Origin of the sequence: Dyadobacter alkalitolerans DSM 23607 (assembly GCF_000428845.1) — a bacterium.
Classification (GTDB): Bacteria; Bacteroidota; Bacteroidia; order Cytophagales; family Spirosomataceae; genus Dyadobacter; species Dyadobacter alkalitolerans.
In genome coordinates this window covers 468,015-491,142 of sequence record NZ_AUAS01000004.1, presented here as the reverse complement: position 1 = coordinate 491,142, position 23,128 = coordinate 468,015, and the positions used below count along the sequence as shown (strand labels likewise).

Annotated in this window: 14 protein-coding genes; 5 read left to right on the top strand and 9 right to left on the bottom strand. The window is 46.5% G+C overall.

Annotated features, from left to right (window positions below):
- Positions 1-12: 12 nt before the first annotated feature.
- From G395_RS0110690 to G395_RS0110680, 3 genes are all read right to left on the bottom strand, one after another.
- Positions 13-2,322 (bottom strand): TonB-dependent receptor, encoded by a 2,310-nt coding sequence (locus G395_RS0110690; protein WP_026630041.1) that lies wholly within the window; start codon positions 2,320-2,322, stop codon positions 13-15.
- Between the two features lie 169 nt (positions 2,323-2,491).
- On the bottom strand, positions 2,492-4,255 hold the full coding sequence (locus G395_RS0110685; protein ID WP_026630040.1) for a RagB/SusD family nutrient uptake outer membrane protein: 1,764 nt from the start codon (positions 4,253-4,255) through the stop codon (positions 2,492-2,494).
- 34 nt (positions 4,256-4,289) lie between these two features.
- Entirely contained in the window at positions 4,290-7,526 is a 3,237-nt protein-coding gene (locus tag G395_RS0110680) for a SusC/RagA family TonB-linked outer membrane protein (RefSeq protein ID WP_026630039.1), read from the bottom strand.
- Between the two features lie 376 nt (positions 7,527-7,902).
- On the opposite strand from G395_RS0110680, the gene hemF reads away from it, so the two are divergent.
- On the top strand, positions 7,903-8,820 hold the full coding sequence (gene hemF, locus G395_RS0110675; RefSeq protein WP_026630038.1) for an oxygen-dependent coproporphyrinogen oxidase: 918 nt from the start codon (positions 7,903-7,905) through the stop codon (positions 8,818-8,820).
- On the opposite strand, the gene G395_RS0110670 is transcribed toward hemF, so the two are convergent.
- Positions 8,791-9,873, bottom strand: a complete 1,083-nt coding sequence (locus G395_RS0110670; protein WP_026630037.1) for an o-succinylbenzoate synthase — start codon at positions 9,871-9,873, stop codon at positions 8,791-8,793. The two genes, hemF and G395_RS0110670, sit on opposite strands and share 30 nt — an antisense overlap.
- 67 nt (positions 9,874-9,940) lie before the next feature.
- Here G395_RS0110670 and lpxK point away from each other — a divergent pair, with 67 nt between their 5' ends.
- Genes lpxK through G395_RS0110650 form a run of 4 tightly spaced genes read left to right on the top strand, consistent with a single transcriptional unit; the run spans position 9,941 to position 16,560 of the window.
- On the top strand, positions 9,941-10,993 hold the full coding sequence (gene lpxK, locus G395_RS0110665) for a tetraacyldisaccharide 4'-kinase (RefSeq protein WP_026630036.1): 1,053 nt from the start codon (positions 9,941-9,943) through the stop codon (positions 10,991-10,993).
- 8 nt (positions 10,994-11,001) lie between these two features.
- The gene (locus G395_RS0110660) at positions 11,002-13,017 is read left to right on the top strand and encodes a putative porin (protein WP_026630035.1); all 2,016 of its coding nucleotides are present in this window, start codon (positions 11,002-11,004) and stop codon (positions 13,015-13,017) included.
- Between the two features lie 15 nt (positions 13,018-13,032).
- The gene (locus G395_RS0110655; RefSeq protein WP_026630034.1) at positions 13,033-13,632 is read left to right on the top strand and encodes a MiaE family protein; all 600 of its coding nucleotides are present in this window, start codon (positions 13,033-13,035) and stop codon (positions 13,630-13,632) included.
- Positions 13,633-13,653: 21 nt separating this feature from the next.
- Positions 13,654-16,560, top strand: coding sequence for a PD-(D/E)XK nuclease family protein (locus tag G395_RS0110650; RefSeq protein WP_026630033.1), 2,907 nt, complete (start codon positions 13,654-13,656; stop codon positions 16,558-16,560).
- A gap of 62 nt (positions 16,561-16,622) precedes the next feature.
- Here the strand turns inward: G395_RS0110650 and G395_RS0110645 are convergent, their stop codons facing one another.
- From G395_RS0110645 to G395_RS0110625, 5 genes are all read right to left on the bottom strand, one after another.
- On the bottom strand, positions 16,623-17,099 hold the full coding sequence (locus G395_RS0110645; protein WP_026630032.1) for a hypothetical protein: 477 nt from the start codon (positions 17,097-17,099) through the stop codon (positions 16,623-16,625).
- Positions 17,100-17,241: 142 nt separating this feature from the next.
- The gene (locus G395_RS0110640) at positions 17,242-18,195 is read right to left on the bottom strand and encodes a threonine ammonia-lyase (RefSeq protein ID WP_026630031.1); all 954 of its coding nucleotides are present in this window, start codon (positions 18,193-18,195) and stop codon (positions 17,242-17,244) included.
- 106 nt (positions 18,196-18,301) lie between these two features.
- Positions 18,302-19,189, bottom strand: a complete 888-nt coding sequence (locus G395_RS0110635) for an OmpA family protein (protein WP_026630030.1) — start codon at positions 19,187-19,189, stop codon at positions 18,302-18,304.
- 187 nt (positions 19,190-19,376) lie between these two features.
- Positions 19,377-20,123, bottom strand: coding sequence for a GLPGLI family protein (locus G395_RS0110630; RefSeq protein ID WP_026630029.1), 747 nt, complete (start codon positions 20,121-20,123; stop codon positions 19,377-19,379).
- A gap of 15 nt (positions 20,124-20,138) precedes the next feature.
- Positions 20,139-22,946 carry an outer membrane beta-barrel family protein gene (locus tag G395_RS0110625; RefSeq protein ID WP_229204129.1) on the bottom strand — a complete coding sequence of 936 codons (2,808 nt, stop codon included), beginning with the start codon at positions 22,944-22,946 and terminating at the stop codon, positions 20,139-20,141.
- Between the last annotated feature and the right edge of the window lie 182 nt (positions 22,947-23,128).

Below are 23,128 nucleotides of genomic sequence, written 5' to 3'. Positions count from 1 at the left end.
TCGTTCAAAATTCTAAAACTCCCAACGATAGCTCAACACGGGAATTAGCCCCAGTTGATATTGCGTCACCACCGCATTCTTTCGCTTATCAAAATAACGGTAAGCTTCGTTTTTTGTGCCTGAGACGTTTTGCAGGTCGATGGCCAGGGTCGTGTTGAATCTGGCTCTGCTTTTTTTCCAGTAGATCCGCAGATCGGGCCTGAAATAGTCTTTCATTTTTACCGAATAATGGCTTTGTTCTTCGTAAAGGGTGGTTTTCAACGTTTTGGAATATTCGACATCAATGGGCTTGTCCCGGAAACCACCCAGCCAGAGCATTTTCACATTAACACCCCACAAGCTTTGGTTCCTGGTCTTGAATTCTTTTCCACCCGTAAAACTGAATGTATGCCGTCCATTGAATCTGGCCGTGTGCCTTTGACCAAAAAAATCGACGTAAGTGGCATCATATAACGACCCTGAAATCAGCATGTAATAATCATCTGTCAGCAGTTTCTGAAAACTTGCCTCGATGCCGTAGTTTCTTGCTGTTCCGTTGTTTTTCATAAACACGTAAGGGATTTCTTCAACCAGGTTCACAGCTGAATAATTGTCTCGCAACGTTTGTCCAACAGGCACATCAAACAAATGTTGCCAGTAAGCCTCTACTTTCAGGCTGCTGTTTTTGGGAAAAGTCCTTTGATAGCCTACTACAATATGTTGAGAGCGAGTTGGAGAGAGGCGTCTGTTATTGTAATCGTCGGTATCATAAATGTGAGTTGCATACACTCCCGCCGTTTGCAATTGGCTGTGCAGGCCATAAGATGCGCTGATTTGGTTACGCTCATTGAGCTGCCATTTGATAGCAGCCCGCGGTTCGGGCAATGCACTTACCTTATCTGTTCTTTCCATTCCGCTCACCATGGCATGAAGTCCGGCCTCTGCCGAAATCCGACGCGTCAGCTGAAAGGACCATTTTACGAAAGGCTCAATCACCAAACTTTTCAGTTCCGTATTGACAGACCAAACATCCGTCGTGTATTGATTCAATGTCACGAAAATCCCTCCCTGAAACCTGAAACGAAGATTGTAACGATATGTGACAGATGTATGCAACGAAAGCTTGCCATTGATAAGCTCTTGATCACCCAGGAGCTCCTCTCTTTCCAGATTCCGACTATTCACGGCATAAGCGACTCGGGAAGTATACAGCGTTGAGCCAACCAGAGCGGCGCGCAGCGACAGTTTCTTGCCAAGCGGTTGTTCAAAAGTCAATCCGCTGGCAAACATTCTGTTTTTATATAAGATATTTTGTTCATCCTTTGCAAATTCCCAGGTTGTCGTGTCTTTTTCGGGCTCAAAAGTGTTGCTGCTCACGCCGCCCATTCCGAAAACAGTGAGCTTCCCTCCTTTTGCCGTTGGGAAATTGAGATTAAACGACAAATCCTGAAACCGGATGTCCTCTCCGCCAAACTTTACGCCCACAGCGCCCAGCAAACCTGTAAAAGAATAGCGGTAATTGACCAGATACGATGCTCTTGATTTTTTGGAAAATGGCCCTTCGGCTGCAAAATCAAGCCCTAGTAAGCTGGCTTGGGCGGTAAATTCGGTCTTCTGATCATTCCCGTTTCGCAAATGCATGTCCAGGATGCCGCCGTTAACATTGCCGTATTGGGCTGGAAATGGTCCTGACAGAAACTGTGAAGTTCCCAAAAGCTGCGTACTCAGAATGTTCACACCGCCGCCTGTCGATGTGGGCCGGTCGCTGAATGTGCCTGCATTGGACAAGTGGTTAGGGTTAACGATCTCTACGCCTTCCAGCCTCCACTGCATACTGTTGGGCGAGTTGGCCCTGATCACCAAGCCATTGGCCTGATCATTGGCTGCTGCAACGCCCGGAAAAGAAGTTGCGACCCTTGCCGGATCCATATAAGTGGCGGCGTACCGGAGTGTTTGCTCAATGGTTATTTCCTGGACGCTGTTGAATGCGACCGGTCGTGCGCCGGTGACGGTGGCCTCGTTCAACTGTTTGCCGGCTGGTGCGAGTCTGACTTGCTGCACATTTTCCTTTCCCGATTCCAAAAGCAGTTCGGGAATGCGGACCGTTTCATATCCTACATACGAAACCATAAGCTGATAGCGTCCCGGCGGCAGGTTATCAAATCGGAATGTGCCCGCTGAATCAGTGATTGTTCCGGTTTGTGGTGACGTCAGGGATACGGTTGCGCCTGCAAGTGGCGATCTTGTATCTAAGTCACTCACCGCGCCACGGATCGTTGATGTAATGGTCTGGGCAAAACCCTGTGTTATAAAAAACAGTGAAAAAAGCAGAATTCTAAGCATTGCAGAACGTTATAAAGTCTTATCGACAAAAATAAGTCGTTACCAGTTACAAACTACCCTGCGCCCTATCTGTATTCTAGAATTGATGACTGGATAACCGGATGGATGTTATATAAAAAGCGAGGGCGACCCATTGGCCGCCCTCGCTTTTGTTTGTTATGCACAGATCTTAATAACCTGGGTTTTGCGTCAATGTAGGCTTACCATCCAGCTGGCTGTTCAGGATTTCATCCTGTGGCAGCGGATAGTAGTTGTTTTTCTCCGTAAAGGTTTTACCAGCCATGTAACCTCTTTTGCTAAATGTCCGGCCAGATGGCTCTTTGCCAGGAACAGCTTCCTCAGCAGCGTACTTATTAAGCACTTTGGCTGCAATGCCCCAGCGAACCAGGTCAAAGAAACGGTGGCCCTCCATGGCAAATTCAAGTCTCTGCTCCATACGCACTGCATTTCTTGCGTATTCCACGCCTTTGCTTGCAAATGTTCCTGCTGGATACGGCTCCACTTTGTAAGTAACAGAAGCATCCTGCACCGAACCTGTTTTCGCGCGAAGGCGGATTTGGTTTACATAGCCTTCCGCAACTGCAAGGTTTCCAAGTTCAACTTCGCATTCAGCCAGCCACAACAATACGTGTGAAAGTTTGATCATACGGAAGTTGTTGTTCACATTACGCTTGCTTGTAGAGTGCGTTGTGCTGTTTTCCTCAGCCAGGTAATACATCCATTTTTTTCCTGTAAATGGTCCTGCATACACCTGATCACGGATCCAGGCAGAACCTGGCATCGGGCCCCAGTCCAGGAAGTTCACACCGCGGCGGCCAACGGTCCAGTCAAGGCGTGGGTCCACAGGAACTGTTTTGTCCAATGTAAATGCAGCCGAAGTCACAATTCCCTGGTCATTTGGCAGATCCACTTTGTTGTAAGTGTCCAGCGAGCCGTCGCCGGCAGCACCGATCATAGGTAGACCGTTTTCTGTCTTAAATGCATTCACCAGATTGTGTGAAGGCTGATAAAAACCGCAGCATCCACGTCCGGGAGCACCCGCAGAGTAAGGCCAGTTGAGGTTATCACCTGCATTACCGTTGTTACCATTCGTTCCGTCATTCACAGAGAACTGCACCTCGAAAATCGATTCTGTGTTGTTGTTTCCTGTTGTTCTGTAATTGTCGTGATAGTTGGCAACCAGCTTTTTACCGGAATTTTTCACCACATCATCGAGCAAAGTCTTAGCAGCCGCCCATTTCTTTTGAAACAAAAGAGATTTTGCAAGGAAAGATTTGGCGGCCCATTGTGTCGCTCTTCCTTTTTGAGCTTGAACGGCGGGCAATTTATCAGCAGCAAACTGGAAGTCGGCTTCGATTTTTGGCCAGATATCCTCCGTATTAGGGATTTTAGTAGAGTTAGGATCCGCAGATACATATACCGTTTCATCGATATAAGGGATCTTATTCCACATTTTCTTGGCTTCAAAATGAAAGAAGCCTCTCAAAAAACGCGCTTCTGCAATCACCTGCTCCTTTTCAGCATCGGTCATGTCCTTAACCAGCTCCCCGGTGACGACCTGAATCACTTCGTTACATCTTGCGACACCGTCATATTGGTGCCACCACTTGCCCAGGAAATAAGTGTTGTCGGAAAGCCAGTTATACTGCTCAATGAATGACTGCTCAGGCTGGTCACCGGCATCTGTTCCTTTCACCGCGTCATCACTGGCAATCCCGCCAAAAACATAATTGGAAACAGTGGACTGACGACCCGTATTTCCGGAACCAACACCGTCAACGAGCGAGTAGGCACCTATTAACAAGGCATTTACACCATTCTTGTTGCTCAATTGTTCGACAGATGCACGGCCTTGGGGTTTCAGATCGAAAAAGCTGTCAGAGCAGGAAAAGCTCAGTCCAATCAGAACGATTAATATGGTTATTTTTTTCATTGTAATAATATGAAATTTCGTGAATGTCAAAGGATTAGAAACCAAAACGCAAGCCTACCAGATATGATTTAGAAACCGGATAAGCACCTTCATCCACACCCATGTGCTTGTCTTCGTTGTTGTTACCAGATCTTCTCAGGTTAATGTCCGGATCAAGTCCTGTGTATTTGGTGAATGTGAACATGTTCTGTCCTTGCAGATAAACCTGCGCCGAAGCGATTTTCACCCTTTTGAGCAATGTGGCTGGCAAAGTGTAAGTCAGCTGAACATTTTTCACACGGAAATAAGAACCGTCTTCCAGGAAGTAAGATGAGACCTGCTGGCTGGTTGCATCACCTGAGTTAAGGCGTGGCAATTTGGCGTCGTCACCTGGTTTTTTCCAGGAATTGTAAAGCATATCTTTCGATCTGTTACCCTGGAAAACGTTGAAATCCGTCCAGTATCTAACATAGTTGAAGATCTCATTACCTTGAACTCCCTGGCCGAACACCGTCAGATCAAATGCTTTGTAACCAACATTCAGGTTAACACCATAGTTGAAATCAGGGTGCGGGCTTCCGATGATCGTACGGTCGGCGGCAGTAATGATACCATCGCCATTCACATCACGGAATTTGAATGTTCCCTCACGTGTATACGAACCAAATTTAGGCGCTGCATCTGCTTCTGCCTGATCTTTGATTACACCATCCACAAAATAACCATAGTAGCTCGCGATCGGGTAACCTGCTTTGGAAGCGGACATGGCCGGCAGACGCGTTGAGAAACCAAAGATCGTTGCATTAGGATCATTATTCAACTTAATCACTTCGTTTTTATAGTGACCAAAGTTCACACCCGCTGCGTAATAAAAATCTCCTTTTTTGTCACGGTAGTTAAGTCCGATGTCAAAACCTTTGTTACTAACCTCACCAATGTTGGTATACGGGATCGTTCCTGTTCCGGCTGTTCTCGGAATGGCGATCTGCGTTAACATATCGGTTGTTTTACGGTTGTACAAGTCGAGCACAAATTCCATTTTACCATTCAGCAACACGGCGTCAAGACCAATGTTAGTAGAAGTGTTGGTTTCCCATTTACCATTGTTGTTACCAAACTGCACCAGGTCAAATCCGCCCACGATGGAAGTTCCTGTTCCGTTGATATCGTAAGCATTGTTCTGAGGATCCGGCGCGTACAAGGTGTAAGCATTGTAAACGTTCGGGATGAGCTGGTTACCTGTTTTACCCCAACCAAAACGAAGTTTTAGGTCATCCAGCACTTTCTTGGTTGGCTTCATGAATTCCAGTTCCGTCAAGCGCATACCCACCGAGAATGCAGGGAATATACCGTAACGGTTGGCTTCTGAGAAGCGGGAAGAACCATCGCGGCGTAATGTGAAGTCAGCAAGCAAAAGCTCTTTGAAACCGTAGTTGATTTTTCCAAACTGAGAGAAAAGTGCAGTTCTTTCCGCACCTGCGCCCGCATTGGCCAAACCTGACGCCGAACCTGCATCCAGGTAACGATAATCCAGGTCATCGAACGCGAATCCGCTCCGTGTGGCCTGGAAAGCAGCAAAATAGGTTTTAACAGCTTCCGTACCAACCAGGAAATTGAAGTTGTGCACTCCAAACGTTTTTGCATAGTTCAATGTGTTAAACCAGGTGATCGAACGGTCAAGGTTGTTGATCACGTTCAGGTTATTCGCATTTCTGGATTCTGCTGCTTCAATGTCGCGATGGAAATATTCAGAGCGGTTTGTCTGATTGTATTCCAAACCAAAGCTTGTACGCGCACCCAGTCCTGGCAAGATATCCACCTGTGCAAACATGTTTCCGAACACGTGCGTACCTCTTGTAATGTTGTCTTGCTCACGATACAGACGTGCCAATGGGTTTGGCGCATTACCCAGGTTACTACCACGGCTTCCTGCGAATCCATTGTAAGCAGATGTGTTGGTTCCACCCAATGCGGCAGGTCCGCCGGTGATGTCAAAAACCGGGATGATCGGGTGAACACGGATGGCGAACATGATCGGGTTACCCTCATCATTGTTTGTGATTCCTTGTCTTTCGTCATAAGAGAATGTAAGGTTCTCTCCCACAGTGATTTTACCCTTTGTAAACTCTGTATTTGCCCGAACTGAATACCTTTTGTATTTGGTATATCTCAAAATACCGTCCTGCTTGAAATGGTTAGCAGAAATCGCATATTTAGCTGATTTGGAGCCACCGCTCGCACCGATCTGATAGTTGGAAATTGGTGCCGGGTCGAAGATTACGTCCTGCCAGTCTGTTCCTTCCTTGTTGGCCTTGGTGATGTTGAATGCTGTTTTACCCAGCGCCGGATCAGCAATGTCGTTTGTATAAGTGTAATTGGATGGCAATTCACCGTAAACATTTGGATAAATGTAATCCGCGATCGTTTGGTTGCCGTTTTCGTCAAACTTATATTGTACAGAAGGTGAAGTAGCAGAAGGGTTTTTACCTGCGCCCAGATCCGACTGATACAAATACTGCCCTAACTCCTTTGTATTAAGCAGATCCAGCATCTTACCAGGTCTTTGCGTTCCTGTGTAGAAGTCGAATGTAATGCTGGGGTCGCCTTGTTTTCCTTTTTTGGTCGTGATGATCACAACGCCATTCGCTGCGCGGGCACCATATATAGAAGCCGCAGAAGCATCTTTCAACACCTGCATGGATTCTATATCATTCGGGTTCAGCTGGTTAAGCGTTCCCTGTGTAGGAACACCATCAATTACATACAGCGGGCTGTTGTTATTGATAGACCCAAATCCGCGGATACGGACCATTGTTCCACCACCCGGAGAGTTGTCATTTCCAACCGTCACACCGGCCGCACGTCCCTGCAACATTTGCGTAACGCTTGCAGAAGGCACAGCCGTCAGTTCCTTGGTGTTGATTACCGTCACAGCCCCGGTAATGTCCTTTTTACGTTGCGCTGCATAACCCGTTACAACAACTTCTGTGAGTGATTTCACATCGGCGCTCATGGAAATGTCGATCGAGCTTCTGTTTCCGATCTCAACTTCCTGGGTGAAATAACCGATGTAGGAAACTACAAGTGTTCCTGTTTTGGAGGGAGTGGCAAGCGTAAAACGGCCGTCAGCATCCGTCGTCGTTCCCGTTGTTGTTCCTTTTAAGAGAACGCTAACTCCGGGTAATGGCACATTTTCGGAGGCATCGGTAATGCGTCCACTTAGCTGGTTTTGTGCCCAGACGTGCAGCACACAGAAACACAGTAAGAAAGTCAGGTAGAGATTTTTTTTCATTAACTGTTCGGGTTTGTTTAAATATTAATAAAAAAGAAGTATTTGTAACCTACTGTCACATAACAGGCCGGGCAAAAAATGATGTCTGCGAGTAAAATAGGCTATTACTGGCAAATTATAGAAAAAATCATAGATACCAAGAGATTCGGATGCGAATTAGCAACATTATCTTTCAAACGACGTTGTGAGCGTTTTTTCGGTATTAAGTCACCTTTTGTTTACATTTTTATCACTATTCTGGCTGAAAGTTTACTTAATCTAATTATTTCGACGCAGCGTTCCTGGCTCTCATGCTAACCCATGCCTGTTTTGCAGATCCGGCCGGGGGACGTTTTAAGTTTTATCGTATTTTTGCCCGCTACGATAACGGTTAGGTATGAAGGTTGACGAAATAGAAGCTTTTTTTAAGGTATTGCAGGACAGCATTTGCAGTGCCATTGCGGAAACGGATGGGACAGGAAAATTCAAGGAAGACTTGTGGGAACACCACTCCGGCGGCGGCGGCAGAACGCGGCTGATCCAGCATGGCAGCGTGCTAGAAAAGGGCGGAGTTAACTTTTCCAAAGTCCAGGGCGAAGTGCATCCCAGGCTACGGCAGCAAATGAACCTGGGCGACAATGACGATTTCCACTTTACGGCCACCGGCGTTTCGATCGTCATGCATCCGTATAATCCGCACGTGCCTATTATACATATGAATGTGCGCTATTTCGAGTTAAGCAACGGCACCTGCTGGTTTGGCGGAGGCATTGATTTAACCCCACATTATATTAATGAAGCAGATGCAGCTTTTTTTCACAATTATCTGAAACAAGCATGCGACAAGCACCACATTGATTTTTATCCCAAATTCAAAACCTGGGCCGACGATTACTTTTTTATCCAGCACAGAAACGAAACCCGTGGCATAGGAGGCATTTTCTTTGACTATCTGAAACCCGGCGATGCGGGAAATGGAAATGGGTTGTCGAAAGAGGAGCTTTTTGCTTTTGTAAAGGAGGTCGGCGAATCGTTTGCGCCTATTTACACGACGCTTATGCAGAAACACCGCGACGAACCATTTACAGAAGCGCAAAAACAATGGCAATTTCTGCGCCGGGGCCGCTATGTTGAGTTCAATCTGGTTTGGGACCGCGGGACGAAGTTTGGCCTCGAAACCAATGGGCGCACGGAATCCATATTGATGAGCTTGCCGCCACAGGCCAATTGGGAATACAATCATGAACCCGAAGCAGGCTCGCCGGAAGCTGCTACTTTGGAGGCGTTAAAAAAAGGGCTGAATTGGGCTTCCTGATTTGTCGTAGGTAAGGTAACCATTTTGCACAACCAGCGGCGACTCGAAATTATTGGTATAAAGCTGGCCCGTTCCCAAACCCTGCGGAAGCGGATTTTGATAGGAAGCCGTAAACTGTGCGATCGCGCTGAGGCCAATGTTGGATTCCAGTGCAGATGTGATCCACCAGCCAATGTTGAGCCGGTTTGCTATTTCGATCCATTCGGCTGTGTGCCGGAAGCCTCCGAGTAATGTGGGTTTCAAAATGATAAAAGGAGGCATCAGCTTTTTCAGCATGGCGAACTTCTCGCGGTAATCGAAAATGCCGATCAGCTCTTCGTCCAGCGCAACGGGGATGGGCGATGAAACGCACAATTCCTGCATAAGCTGATGTTGTCCGGGCTTCACCGGCTGTTCAATGGAATGCAGATCGAATTCAGCCAATCTTTTCAGCTTATCATCCACGTTATCCGCTTCGAACGCGCCGTTTGCGTCTACCCTTAATGTAATGTTCTCTTTATCAAAACGCTTGCGGATGGATTCCAGAATGCGGCACTCCTGATCAAAGTTGATCGCGCCGACTTTCATTTTTAATGTAGAAAAACCCTGCGCTAATTTGTCCTGCACCTGCTCCGACATATTTTCATAGGAACCCATCCAGATCAGCCCGTTCATAAGGATGCCGCTTTCACCTCTCGAAAAGGCATTTTTGAACTGAACCCTTTCCCCGCCATTCATAATATCCAGCAAAGCCATTTCAATCCCAAACCGAACGGAAGGCAGATGTTGCGGGATAACCTGATCGAGAATGATGCCGAGATTGAAAGGAAAAACATCCAGGTCCATGTCGTTAAAAAGATCACAGACGGCGGCTAGTTGCTGCTCATAGTCGGGCATGTCGTCGACGCTCAGCCCTAGCAGCGGGCCGCATTCGCCGTAACCTTCCACGCCTGGTTGCTCAGAATCGGTGATTTTTATGAGCCACGACGTCTTTTGTGTAAGAACCCCCCGGGAGGTGCGCGCTTCATTGCGAAAATGCAGCGTGTACGGTTTATACACAATTTTTAAAGGCATGTTTTTGAGGTGTCAGCGTTTTTCGGGGCACAATATTAGCCAAAAAATACGTAATTATGCACCAGTTATGAAAGAACATAATTGGATAAAAATCGCATTGACACCGTTTTCGTGGGTATATGGTTTGATCACCAACCTCCGCAATCTGTGTTACGATTACCGGTTATTCTCTTCCGGAAGGCCTTCCCAATTCGTTATTTCCATCGGCAATCTCACCGTCGGCGGAACGGGTAAAACGCCTGTAACTGAATATCTCACGAAGTTATTTTCCGATAAAATCCCCACAGCCATATTAAGCAGAGGTTACGGGCGAGAAACGCGTGGTTTTCTTTTAGCTGATCCCACATCAACGCCCTCCGGGATCGGGGATGAGCCTATGCAGTATTTTTTAAAATTTCATCCCAATGTTACAGTGGCTGTTTCGGAAAACCGCTTCAAAGGTGCTGAGAATATTGCGGTATCCAATCCTGATAAAAAGCTGCTGCTCCTCGACGACGCGTTTCAGCACAGGGCCATTGCCCGGGATGTCAACCTGCTTTTAAATGATTTCCAGAGACCGTTTTACAATGATCTTCCCTTTCCGGCCGGCCGTCTCCGTGAAAACCGCAACGGCGCCCAAAGGGCCGATGCCATCATTGTGACCAAGACCCCTGCCCTGCTTGCAGATGATGTGCGGAAAGACATTACCATGCAACTTCAAAGATACAGCCGCCCGGAAACACCCGTCTTTTTTTCATTTATTGAATACGGGCATCCCGAAAGTTACGCCGGAGAGCCATTATCGTTAAAGAAAGTTAAAATGGCGGCCGGCATTGCAAATCCTTTACCATTCTCTGCACATCTTCGGGCCCGGTTTGACGTTACAGATGAGGTTGTTTTCCGGGATCACCATAATTACACTTCCGTAGACGTGCAAGAACTGATTAAGAACTTAAAAAACGATACTTTTGTGGTAACAACCGAAAAGGATATGGTTAAGTTGAAACCCCTGGTTGAAGCGTTGGGCGCGGCAGGAAAGTTTGCCTATATTCCTGTTACCGTGAGTTTCGGCAGTGATACCGGACGCTTCCATGAATGGATTTTTAAACAGACCGCTCACCTCTTTCAGGCAGAACGATAGTTGCTTCTATGAGAATTGCTTTTTATATAATACTGTGGGTTTTAGGCAGTTTCATTTTTTTCACTCCGACCATTCAGGCGCAGGTAAGGATGCCGGGCGGCATGCAAATGCCAGGTAATACGGGTAGCGGCGGCGCCCGAGGACAGCAGGGAAGCACAACTAACACAGGCGGATCCCAGACAGGCGGCGTAATCCTCGATGACAGCACCAAGAACATCTACGGCCCGAGCACGACGCACCATTACTTCGAAAATGACATTCTAAATAACCGGGATTCAACACGTTACCGGGTAGATACGAGCTTAACGAATTTTCACCGCTGGACGCCGGTGGACCGGTCGTGGGGAAAGCTGACTGATCTTGGAAACACCGTAACTGCCACCCGGAACCTGCTTTTTGCACCACGCGAGGACATTGGGACGCAACTCGGTTTCAGAGCTTACGACGCCTATGCGATCAAGCCTGAGGAAGTGCAGTATATGGACACCAAATCGCAGCATACGGAACTCAATTTCATTTCGGGAGCTCGAAAAACCTCGCTAGGAAGCTTTTCTTACACACAGAATGTGCATTCCCGTTTCAATTTTGGGCTTGGCTTCCGGAGGCTTACTTCCAATAAGCAATACGGATTTGTCAATACATTGAATTCGGGTGCTTTTCTGGGACAAAACTGGACGCTTCTGGCGCATACCAGCTTTTTTTCTAAAAACAAAAAATACCTGATCCTCGCCCATTACCGCCACATGAACCAGAAAGTGCGCGAACAGGGCGGAGTAATTCCAAATATTGGCGAGGACGGCATCGTTGAGAAATATTCCTACGACGGTGCGGCCAGAATCAGCGATGACGCCAATTCCTGGGAGCGAAGACAGGGACTGCACATTTATCAGCAGTATCGACTCGTCAACGGGTTCCAGCTATTTCAGCAAGCTGATTATTCCACGGTGATAGACCGTTACACCGACCTCGACATTACGCGCGGGTTGGAAAAGGAGGTTTACCCAGCTGCAAAATACGATCTGGCAAAGACCAGGCAGGACATTTATTACAAGCTTTTTGATAACAAAATCGGGATTAAAGGCTTTTATTCCGGTTTCAATTACCGGGCTTATATCCGGCAACGCTTCTATGGCATGCGTGCGGCCACGCAGCTGGGTAACGAGATCGGCGAGACTTACGCCACTTACCGGACCGGTTTAAAATTTGACAACATTATCGGTGCATGGCTTGGTTACTATTTAAAAGACTCCGTTAATTATCTGACTGCCGAGGCCGACCTCAACCTGGCTGCCAATGTGGAATATCGCTTAAAAGGAGAGCTTAACACGCGTTGGGGAAAGGCTGGTTTTCAGAGCATCCAAACAGCACCGGATCTGCTGGTGCAACGTTATTTAAGCAACCATTTTGACTGGCGAAACAATTTCGACCCAACCAAAGTGCAGACCATTTACGCATCCCTGCCCTTAAAAACGGATAAAATATCGTTCGTGCCCGAGATTCAGATCCATCAGGTGAACGATTACATTTACTACGACACATTGGCCCTTCCGAAGCAGCTGAATTCGGGCTTCCGGTTGCTCAGGGTTGGTTTTAATTCAGGGATCAATCTCAACAAATGGAATTTCATAACGATGGGTTTCCTGACTTTGAACGACAATAAGGATGTGATCCGCATTCCTGCCTTGTTTGCCAGCGGCGAGGTTACTTATGATTTTGTGTATGCCAAAGTCCTTTTTATACAGCTTGGTCTGGCAGCCCGCTATCGTTCTGGTTATCTGGCGGATAGTTATATGCCTGTTACTCAGCAATTCCACATTCAGAACAGTTACAGGCTGGGACAGAATGTGATTGTGGATGGCTTCGCGAATGTGCGCATCAAGCGCGTAAGGCTGTTTTTCAAAATGCAATATCTGAACCAGGGCGGCAATTTCGGTCTTTTTCCAAAAGGATATTACATTGCTCCCTCCTATCTCGGGCTGGCCAGGTCCTTTTCTTTCGGCGTAAACTGGCCGTTATTTGACTAATTAATCCTGAACATTATGGCTGCATCGCTTACCACATTGGGACTTGAACTGCCAACCGATCCGCGTTGGACTGACATCGCGGCCATGCAGCTGGACGAAATCCTGATCGACCACGCCTACTGCGAGCAAAAAGCCGCTTCGACTTGCATTTCCATCATTGTACATTATCCCGAACGAACAGAACTGGTCGAAACCCTGACGCCCATCGTAGCGGAAGAATGGGGCCATTTTCAAAGGGTTTTGAAGGAGCTGAAAAAGCGTAATATTCCTTTGGGACGTCAGCGGAAAGATGAATATGTAGGCCAGCTCATGAAGCTGGTGCGTAAGAAGGGAGATTATGAAGGCGCTATGCTCGACCGCCTGCTTATCAGCGGATTAATAGAAGCGCGCAGCTGCGAACGCTTCAAACTTTTATCGGAATCTCTGGAAGATGAGTCGCTTCAAAAATTCTATCGTGAGCTGATGATCTCGGAAGCAGGACATTACCGCACATTCATTGAACTTGCCGAAAAATATCTGCCGGTGGAGGAAGTAAGGGCACGCTGGAAGGAGTTATTACACCAGGAGGCAGAAATCATGCGCTCGATAACGCCCCGCGGCGACCGGATACATTAATTTTTTCACGAACACATTCGCATGCAATCCTTTCTTAATCTTGTTGCAAAACACATTCTTGGTAACCATGCAACGCTGGAGAGGGTAAATATCATTGTGCCCACGCGCCGGGCAGCCTTTTTTCTGATGCAGGAACTGGCAAAGGAAACGACGGAAGCCATTGTGAGCCCGAATGTGGTTGCCGTGGACGACTTCGTTGAAAGCATGTCTACGCTGGAAATTGAAGATCCGGTGCATTTGCTGTTTGATCTTTATGAAACATTCCAGGAGATCGATCCCGATGTGCAATTTGATCGCTTCATGGGCTGGGCTTCTGTGCTGCTCAATGACCTCGACCGCATTGACCAGTATCTAGTAAAAACCTCCTATCTGTTTGATTATCTTACAGAAGCGCATGCGATCACGCGCTGGCAGGAAAGCATGCCTGCCGGAAAAACGCTTCAAACAGAAGGCGGAACAAAGCAATATTTTTCGCTTTTTGACAATATAAACAGGGTCTACATTTCATTTCGCAGCCGCTTGCTGGCCAAAGGCAAGGCATACCGCGGCATGGCTTACCGCGAGGTGGCAGAAGATGTCGAAGGGATTTTGGTTGAAAAAAGTGATTTTGAAAAACTCTATTTTGCCGGTTTCAATGCATTCACAGAGTCCGAAAAAGTGATTGTCAGCGCATTGATCAAAGCTAAGAAAGCGGAAGTGCTTTGGGATACGGATCGTTACTATATGTCTGAAAATGCAGGCGTTGAAGCGGGAAAGAGTTTGAGGGAATATCAGAAAAGCAATGCATTTGGCACTTGGAGCTGGACTACGGACCATTTAATGTCGTCTGAAAAGCACATTACCATTTACGGCGTGCCCAATGCAACATTGCAGACCAAGGTTGCCGGACAACTTTACAAGCAAATGCGGGAGCTGGATGCCCAGGGCGATGCTATTCCCACGGCCATTGTGCTCGCGGACGAAAACCTGCTTTCGCCCATGCTGTATTCGCTGGACGAAAGCGTGAGCGACTTGAATGTTACCATGGGCCTCTCTATGCGTAACTCGCTGCTTTATACATTGATAGACAGCATTTTTGAGCTTCAACAGAATGTTGTTGAATTTAAAAATAAAAAAGGACAACTGATCCGGATCCCGAAATTCGGGCATAAATCGATCAATAAGGTCCTTAACCACCCTTTTATCAGACATTATGAATATGTGGCGCTGAAACCGCTGAGCGGCGGGCAAACGATCATTCAGAAAACGCTTTGGGCAATAACCAGCGGCAATCAGGTGTTCCTGAGCCCCGAGGACCTGATGGCGCTGAGTGATAGTCATCCACTGTTCAAAATCCTGTTCACACATTGGCAGAAAAACAATTCCCGGCAGGTTATCCAGACTTTCTACCAGCTGATTGAACTGCTCCGGGAAGTGTATAAGGATTACAAAAATGCCCTGGAAACAGAATATCTCTATCTTTTTTATACACTACTCAAACAATTTGAACAGACGATCGAGGAAAAATCGGAGCTGATCACCTTACGGACATTGCGTTCGTTTATGTTTGAGTTGATCCGCCAGACCAAAATCCCTTTCAGCGGCGAACCGGTGAGCAATCTGCAAATCATGGGAATGCTCGAAACCCGTGCGCTTGATTTTGAGCGCATTATCATTCTTTCGGTGAATGAAGGAATGATTCCGCAGGCAAAAAGGCAAAACTCACTTATTCCGTACGACGCTGCACAGGCCGTTGGATTGCCTACGCACCAGCATCAGGAAGCGGTCATGTCTTATCATTTTTACAGGCTTTTGCAGCGTGCAAAAGAGGTGCATATGCTTTATACCAGCACCAATGATGCGCCCGGCGGCGGTGAAAAAAGCCGGTTCATCCGGCAGGTGGAATATGAGCTGTCGCAGTATAATCCGCTGATCCGTATCGAGAATAAAACCGTTGTGCTGGAAAGCCGGAAGCAGGACGAGCTGGATGAGGTTGTGCATAAGGACGAGGCCATGCTGGCCGTCATCCGGAACTATCTGGCTGGTAAGGGCATTTTCCCTACACATTTGAATGAATTCATCCGCTGTTCCATGCAGTTTTATCTAAAACACATTGTGGGCGTGAAGGAGAAGGAAGAGGTGGAGGAAGAGCTCGGCATGGACAAGATCGGGACCTGGCTGCACGCCTCGCTGGAAAGGCTGGATAATGAATTTTTTCTTCAAAAAACAGATCCTTCGGAGGAACAGATCAAGGCTGTTTTAAGGGAAGAATTCGATGATAAATTCAAGGGTTATGTGACGGATATGGGCCTTAACCGGATCTATTATCAGGTGGGTGAAAATCAGATCCTCGTTTTCCTGAAACATCAGATGTCGCAACGGCCGCGCCGGGAAATCCTTGCGGCAGAACAACCACTAAGCACCAAAATCCAGCTTATACTGCAAGGCGCTTACACACCCGTGCGCATTGGCGGCAAAATCGACCGTATCGAACAAAGCGAAGACGGAACATTATATGTGATGGATTACAAAACCGGAAGCGTTGAGCTGACCGGAAAACAGAAGCTAGCCGATCCTGTGCGCCGTGAAGAAGTGATCCGCAATGATCCGGACCGGAAAATGGGTTACGTGCGGCAGCTTTGGATGTATGAATATCTGATGTACCGCAAAATGCTGGATGAGCAGGGTTTGAAAATTGCAGGAAAAAATCACGCTTTCGGCGACTACGCGGTAAAGTCAGGTTTCTACTCCTTCCGCGATCCTAAGAACCTGATATCAAACCCGCTGGACCTTACCGAAGAACTTGCTCCTGGGCAGTTTATTGAAAAGTCGGAAGTGATTTTGACGGATATTTTGAATGTACTGCTGGATCCCGATGTTCCATTCCGCAAAACGCCTGACCTGAGCACTTGCCAGTATTGTGATTTTGTCGGGATTTGCGGCAGATAGTGCATTGTAAACGAAAAAAGCGATTGGGATCACCAACCGCTTTTTCATTTATCAAGTTTTTCTTATTTCTTTTTGAATTCCAGGTAACCTTCGTAGGAAGTTTTTCCGTTGTCTGGGTCAGCCAGTTTTATATTGGTATTCAACTGCGCTACGCCGGAAGCGCCAGCCGCTCTCGTCGCAATGCCCGTTACCACATGCCTCAACGGCTTTCCGTTGTCCTGTTTTACATCCACCGTTTCGTTGATCGTGAATGAATCCTTGGTAGTCTTTACGTCTTTCAGATTATATTCCTGAACCACATCCACTTCGGTGCCGGCAATTTCAACGTGGATATTTCTGGTGTAAACGATCGCCAGTTGATTTTTTCCGGTTGCCGTGATCACCCAGTCATTCTGAACCGAAGTTGGCCCGTCCACAACCAGCGTTCCGTAACTTCCAGCGTATTCAGGCGCATAATCAACTTCTGGTTCCACATCGTCTTCTTTATCTTTGCAAGAACCCATTAAAACGACCAGGCAGCAAAAAATCAGCTTTTTCATACTTTAACTTTAAGAGTAAATAACATCTAAATTAATAAGCCGGAGTGCGGCAATTTTCTACTAATAACGGCAATGAAGTGTTAACCGCATATTTAACCGCAACTAAATTGTAATCACTTACAAAAGTCGCGCCTGAACGCGGCTAAAATGGCAATTTTCCAAGATCCACATTTCCACCGGTTAGGATAATCCCTACTTTTTTCCCTTCGAATTGACCCTTATTTTTAATGAACGCAGCGAGCGGCACTGCACCCGATGGTTCCACAACGAGCTTCATCCGCTCCCACAAAAAGCGCATCGACTGAATGATCTCTTCATCGGAAACCGTAAGAATATCGGTAACATGCTGCTTAATGATCGGGAATGTTTTGTCGCCCAGATAGGTCAGCAACCCGTCTGCAATGGTCTTAATATAAGGCGCTCTTTCGATCTTATCGCTTCTGAATGAAAGCACTGCGTCCGCTGCGCCTTCGGGCTCGCCCGCGTAAACTTTGGTTTCCGGAGAAAAATAATGTGCTGCCAATGCAGTTCCGCTCAGCAAACCGCCGCCGCCAACCGGGGCGAAAATAAGGTCCAGTTTATCGCTGCTGTCTTCCATCAATTCCTTCGCTGCGGTGGCCTGCCCGGCTATCACTTCGTAGTTGTTGAACGGATGAATAAATGTTGCACCCGTTTTCTTGGTTATTTCCTGCACTGTGCGCTCCCTTTCCTCAGGTGTATTTTTACAAAAAGTAATTTCCCCACCGTAATCTTCCACCGCTTTGATCTTCACCAAAGGAGAATTGTCGGGCATAACAATATATGCCTTCGCCCCCACTTTTGCCGCCGAAAACGCAATTGCCTGGGCATGGTTTCCACTTGAATGAGTGGTCACTCCATTTTTCAGCTGTTCCCGGGAAAGCGAAAGAATAGCATTAAGCCCTCCCCTGGCCTTGAATGCACCGATTTTCTGCAAGTTTTCACATTTGAAAAAAATCTCTGCTTTACACAGATCATTCAGGAAGCTGGAAGTGAGAACGGGCGTGTGGTGAATGTATGGCGCGATAAGCTTGTGCGCCGCCTCAATTGTTTCCCTGTTTGGTACAGTATCAGACATTTGAAGGATTTGTTTTAAAGGTCATTTGATGGGTCAAAGTACTCAGAATTTATAAAAAAAGAGCCCGTCGTACCGGACGGGCTCTAAAAATAAAACAATCCAACTATTACTTGCCAGCGTTAGGCGTGTAAAGGTTAAAGAATTGATCCAATTTCGGCGTAATGATAATTTCCGTGCGACGGTTCAGGCTGCGGTTAGGTGCCGAATCATTTGCCACTTTGGGTAGATATTCGCCACGGCCACCAGCAATCATACGAACTGGCTCTACACCATATTTCTTTTGAAGCGTACGGGCAACTGACGTAGCACGCAATACGCTAAGATCCCAGTTGTCAGCCACTCTATCTGTTGCGATAGGCACATTATCCGTGTGGCCCTCGATCAGGATTTCGATTTCTTTGTAGTCATTCAGGATCTTTGCAACTTTGCTCAACACCGACTCAGCTTGTGTATTGATCACAGAGCTTCCCGATTTGAAAAGCATTTTGTCTGAAAGTGAAACGTATACAACGCCTTTTTTCACTTCAATCTGAACATCTTCATCACTAACATCAGCCAATGAACGTTTCAGGTTCAGCACAAGCGCCATGTTAAGTGAGTCTTTTTTCTGGATGCTGGAATTCAGATCACGGATCTGCATGCCTTGTGCGTCCATCATAGCAAGTGATTTCTTAATGCTTTCCGAACCTTCTTTGCTGATAACCGACAGATCAGACATGCGGTCAAGCAGATTATTGTTGTTCTTTTTAAGGAATTCAACTTGTTCTTCCAGCTCTTTCAATTTTGCATTTTTGCTGGTAAGCTCATCATTTTTGGCCTTCAAATCATTATTTAATCCAGCAGTTCTGCTGTCGCAATCGTTAAGATCAGCACGCGCTTTGTCAAGTTGGATCTGGATTTCACTGGCTTGTTTCTGTGCAGACAGCATTTTTTTCTTGCTCGCGCAGGAGCCAAGAATAAAAAGCATGGCAACGGCCAAAATCGTTTGTTTCATAATAAAGGGTGGTTAATTAAATCAACAGTGTTAAGTATAAAAATCGGTACGTTAGGAAATTTTCTAAAAATATCGAGCCAAACAAAAGCAGGCCCTGCCCGTTTCAGGTCGCAAAGGTACAAAAAAAGGGAAGATTGTTCCAGACAATCTTCCCTTTTTACGCTTTTTGGATAATTCTAATTAAAAACTAATATGGCATGGACCAGTATGGATTGCGGTGTGCTTTCATGCTGTCACGAATATGCTCAGCAACCAACTGTTCGTATTTTAGTGTATCCAGCTTTTTTCCTTTCATCTTCTTGGGTAGCGCCATTTCTTCACCTTTCACCTCTCTCAATTTCACTTCCTTGGCCGTAATGACCACGTCGCCTTCATTAATATCCAGTTCAAGGATCAGGCCGGGCAAACCAGAATAAAGCTCCGGACCAGCGGAAACGGGAATGTTGTCTGCAAACCAGGCTGTGATTTTCTGACCTTTCGTTGTATCCTCGGTCACGGCCATCATGCACATATAGCCTGCGATTTCCTTGATCTTATTCATGACCTTCCATTTGGGCACTTTCAGCGAATCTTCGAGAATGTAAGTTTTGCCCAGCATAGCAATGATGTCCGTCCGTTTTTCCTTTTCAAAATCCCGGTATATTTTGTACTCATCTTTCTGCCACGAATAGCCGCCTTCGGACAGGTCTTCTTTCGCCGGATAGCTGTAATAGCTTTGTTTTTCATTGAACAGCAGGACAAAATCCTGTTTCTGCTCATCATTGTTTGCCCATGTCGTAGCCGCACGTTCCTTCTCTTCCTTGCTTAAAAAGGTCATCCGGTTGTTGATCCGTGACCAGGTTTTCACGCGTTCGTAACTGATTTCGCCCGAGGTTTTCTGCGCCGTTGCAGCAAATCCCAGCAACATGAATATGAGTAAGCTAGCTGATTTCATAGGTGATCGTCTGTTTTAAAAGTTATTGCGTTTCACAGAAGCCGTTACACCGCGCATATTATACGTAAAGCTCAGCATGAAATACCGGGACAATGTCGCCACTTTTCGTTCAGTATAATAGTTCTGGTTGACATTTTGGGTGATTCCCAGGTTTTTCTTGAACACGTCATTGGCAGTAAGCCGGATCTCGCCTTTTTTACTTTTCAAAATAATCTTATAAACAGACAAGTTGAGGATCGGCAGTTTTTGATCAAAGCCAAACTGGTCATTTTTATAAATCCTGTAATTGAAACGTGCATTGAAATAAATGTCTCTCGGCCCTTTCGCATTCACATCAGCGCCGTAAGTCGCATTGAAGATCTTCTGGTTCTGATTCGTATTGATAGAATATTCCGAGTTACTGAAACCCCAGTTGGCATTTCCATAGAATGTAAATGCATCGCTAGGCGTCAGGTCCAGGCGCGTTCCGAAATTGTAGCTATTTGTATTTGTTTCGTTTTCAACGTTGTTAATGTAGGTAATGTTGTTGTTCAGATTGACGCTCGCATTCAGGTTCATCGTAGCCTTTGTTTTCTTCAACGGAAACCCGAATCCGCCATAAGTGCCGTAACTGTAACCGCCTGAAACGTTGATCGGCTTTGTAGTTGTGATCAGGTTCTCGACATTCACCGTGCGGTTGTAGACGATCTGGTTCACATTATAATTGTACGAAAGACCGATATACACATTCATGAATGTAGCCGGATTGAACATATTATAACCCGCATAAACGCTGTGTGACGACGACGGAATCAGGTCCGGATTTCCTTCCGTGATGAACAGCGGGTTGCTGTTGTCAATGATAGGCTGCAAGTCGGTAATGGAGGGCTCGCGAACATTCAAACCATATTCCGCGTAGATATAGCGGTTGTTTTTAAGGTCATAATTGATTGACACATTAGGCACAAAGGTGAAATAGCTTTTACTGACCCGCATAAAATCGGCGGCAGCTTTGTCCGCAGCAAATTTTCCTCTGAGCTCGAACTGCACACCGGCAAGCCCGGCAGCGACATTGAATCCTTTGTTCGAGTAACGCACGCTGGTCCCAATGCGGTTATAGGTGAAATCGTTGGAATAAAAACGGGTCAGAAAAGGGTTAACCTCGCGCTCGGTGCCCGAAACGTTGAATACATCGCGGTCTACTTTGTCCTTCCGCATGCTGTAATTGTAGAATGTCTCCCAAAAGAATTTCTTGGCAAAAGGCTCGATATAGGACAAACTGCCTTTAAAGTTGCCGCGCGAGCTTTCGGTCTCATTCAGCTGGTTGATAATGCTGTTCCGCGTCGAATCCTGGAAGAAAATATTGTCCGATCTCAGGTTTTTGTTCTCGTCGCCATTGTTGACGTTGTAAGCAACGCTAGCCGCAAAATTCCGTCCTTTCTTCTTAAACTTATGGCGATAGATGAGCAGGTTAGCCATCGCGAAAGAGCTGTATTCGCTTACATTTCGCACGGTTGACTGGTTAGTAGCATTTCCCTCATTCAGGAACGACTGCTGGAAACTGTTAAAGCTGTCATCCCCTGAGTTGATCCGGGAATTGCTGATCAGGATAATGGTGTTCAGCGAATCAATGTTCTTTTCAAACCGCAGGCTTGGACGATGGTTTCCTGTAAATCCGATTGTTTTGGAATTGGCGATCGAGCTGTAAGAATCGTTGGTCAGGAAATTCTCCGTGCGCGACTCCACATCCATGATCGCCTTTGTCTGGTTATAAAAATAGCTGGTGCTAAGCTTTGTTTTTTTGTCGTCATAATTATAGTTGGCGCCGCCCGCAAAGTTCTTTGTAAAACCTTCCGATCCACCTCCGCCCCAGTTGGGCTGAATGGTGATTTCATCGCCTCCGTAATAACGGCCGCTGTTGAAACCAAAATCCCCGTCATCGCCCCAGTTGAATGACTGGCTTCCCTTGAAATCCTGGTAATCGTTCCTGGCAATGCCCGATTGGTTCGTATTGTTCCCGAAACCAAGGAGCGCAAACTGCTGCTTGTCGTTAAAGCGGTTATAGCTCACTTTTCCTTCCAGACGCTTATCGGTTCCCACACCGGCGATCGCCTTTCCGAAACCGCCCTTTTTATGGCTGTCTTTCAATTCGAGGTTAACCGTCTTCTCCCGTTTCCCATCGTCCACACCAGTTACTTTGGACTGTTCCGTTTTACCATTGAAAACCTGGACTTTATTGATGGCTTCGGCCGGCAGATTTTTGGTCGCCATTTTAGGATCATCGCCGAAGAAGCGCTTACCGTCGACGGTTACACGTTTCACTTCTTCGCCCTGAGCTTTAATGTTCCCGTCGGCATCCACCTGCATACCCGGCAACTTGCGCAGCAAATCTTCTACCGTCGATCCAGGCGGCACTTTAAACGCGCGGGCATCAAACTCCACGGTATCGCCTCTGATACTCAATGGCGCACGGGCCGTTTTGATCACGATTTCATAGAGTTCTTGTTGCAGCACTTTCATTTTCATCCTGCCCAGGTCCGTCACATCGCCGTCCTTGGGATTGACTGTTTCCTGGTAAGGAACAAATCCTACATAAGAAACTTTGAAAATGTACTGTGCACGTTTCAGGTTTTTCAACTCAAATGCACCTTCTTTGTTGGTTCTTCCGAAATTCACCAGCGATGAATCTTTGGGAAGCAGCAGCATCACCGTAGCTTCGGGCAGGGTTGCGCCAGAGGTGTCTGTGACTACACCTTTCAGCGTGAAACGTCCCCCGGTCTGTGCATGCACAACCGCCAGGTGAAGACATAAATAGAACAGAAGTAGGATTTTTTTCAAGGCCATTCGTGGTTAGATGAGTCGAAGTATGTAACTGATAAATTACAATACGCAATAATATAGAAAGTGCTGCAACTTTACAACTAATAAATTAGTTTGAAAGCCGTTTTATAAGATGTTAATAAAAAATTAACTTTAATTAAGATTTGAAACCTAATATATGAAAAGGTTATATATAAGTTACTTTA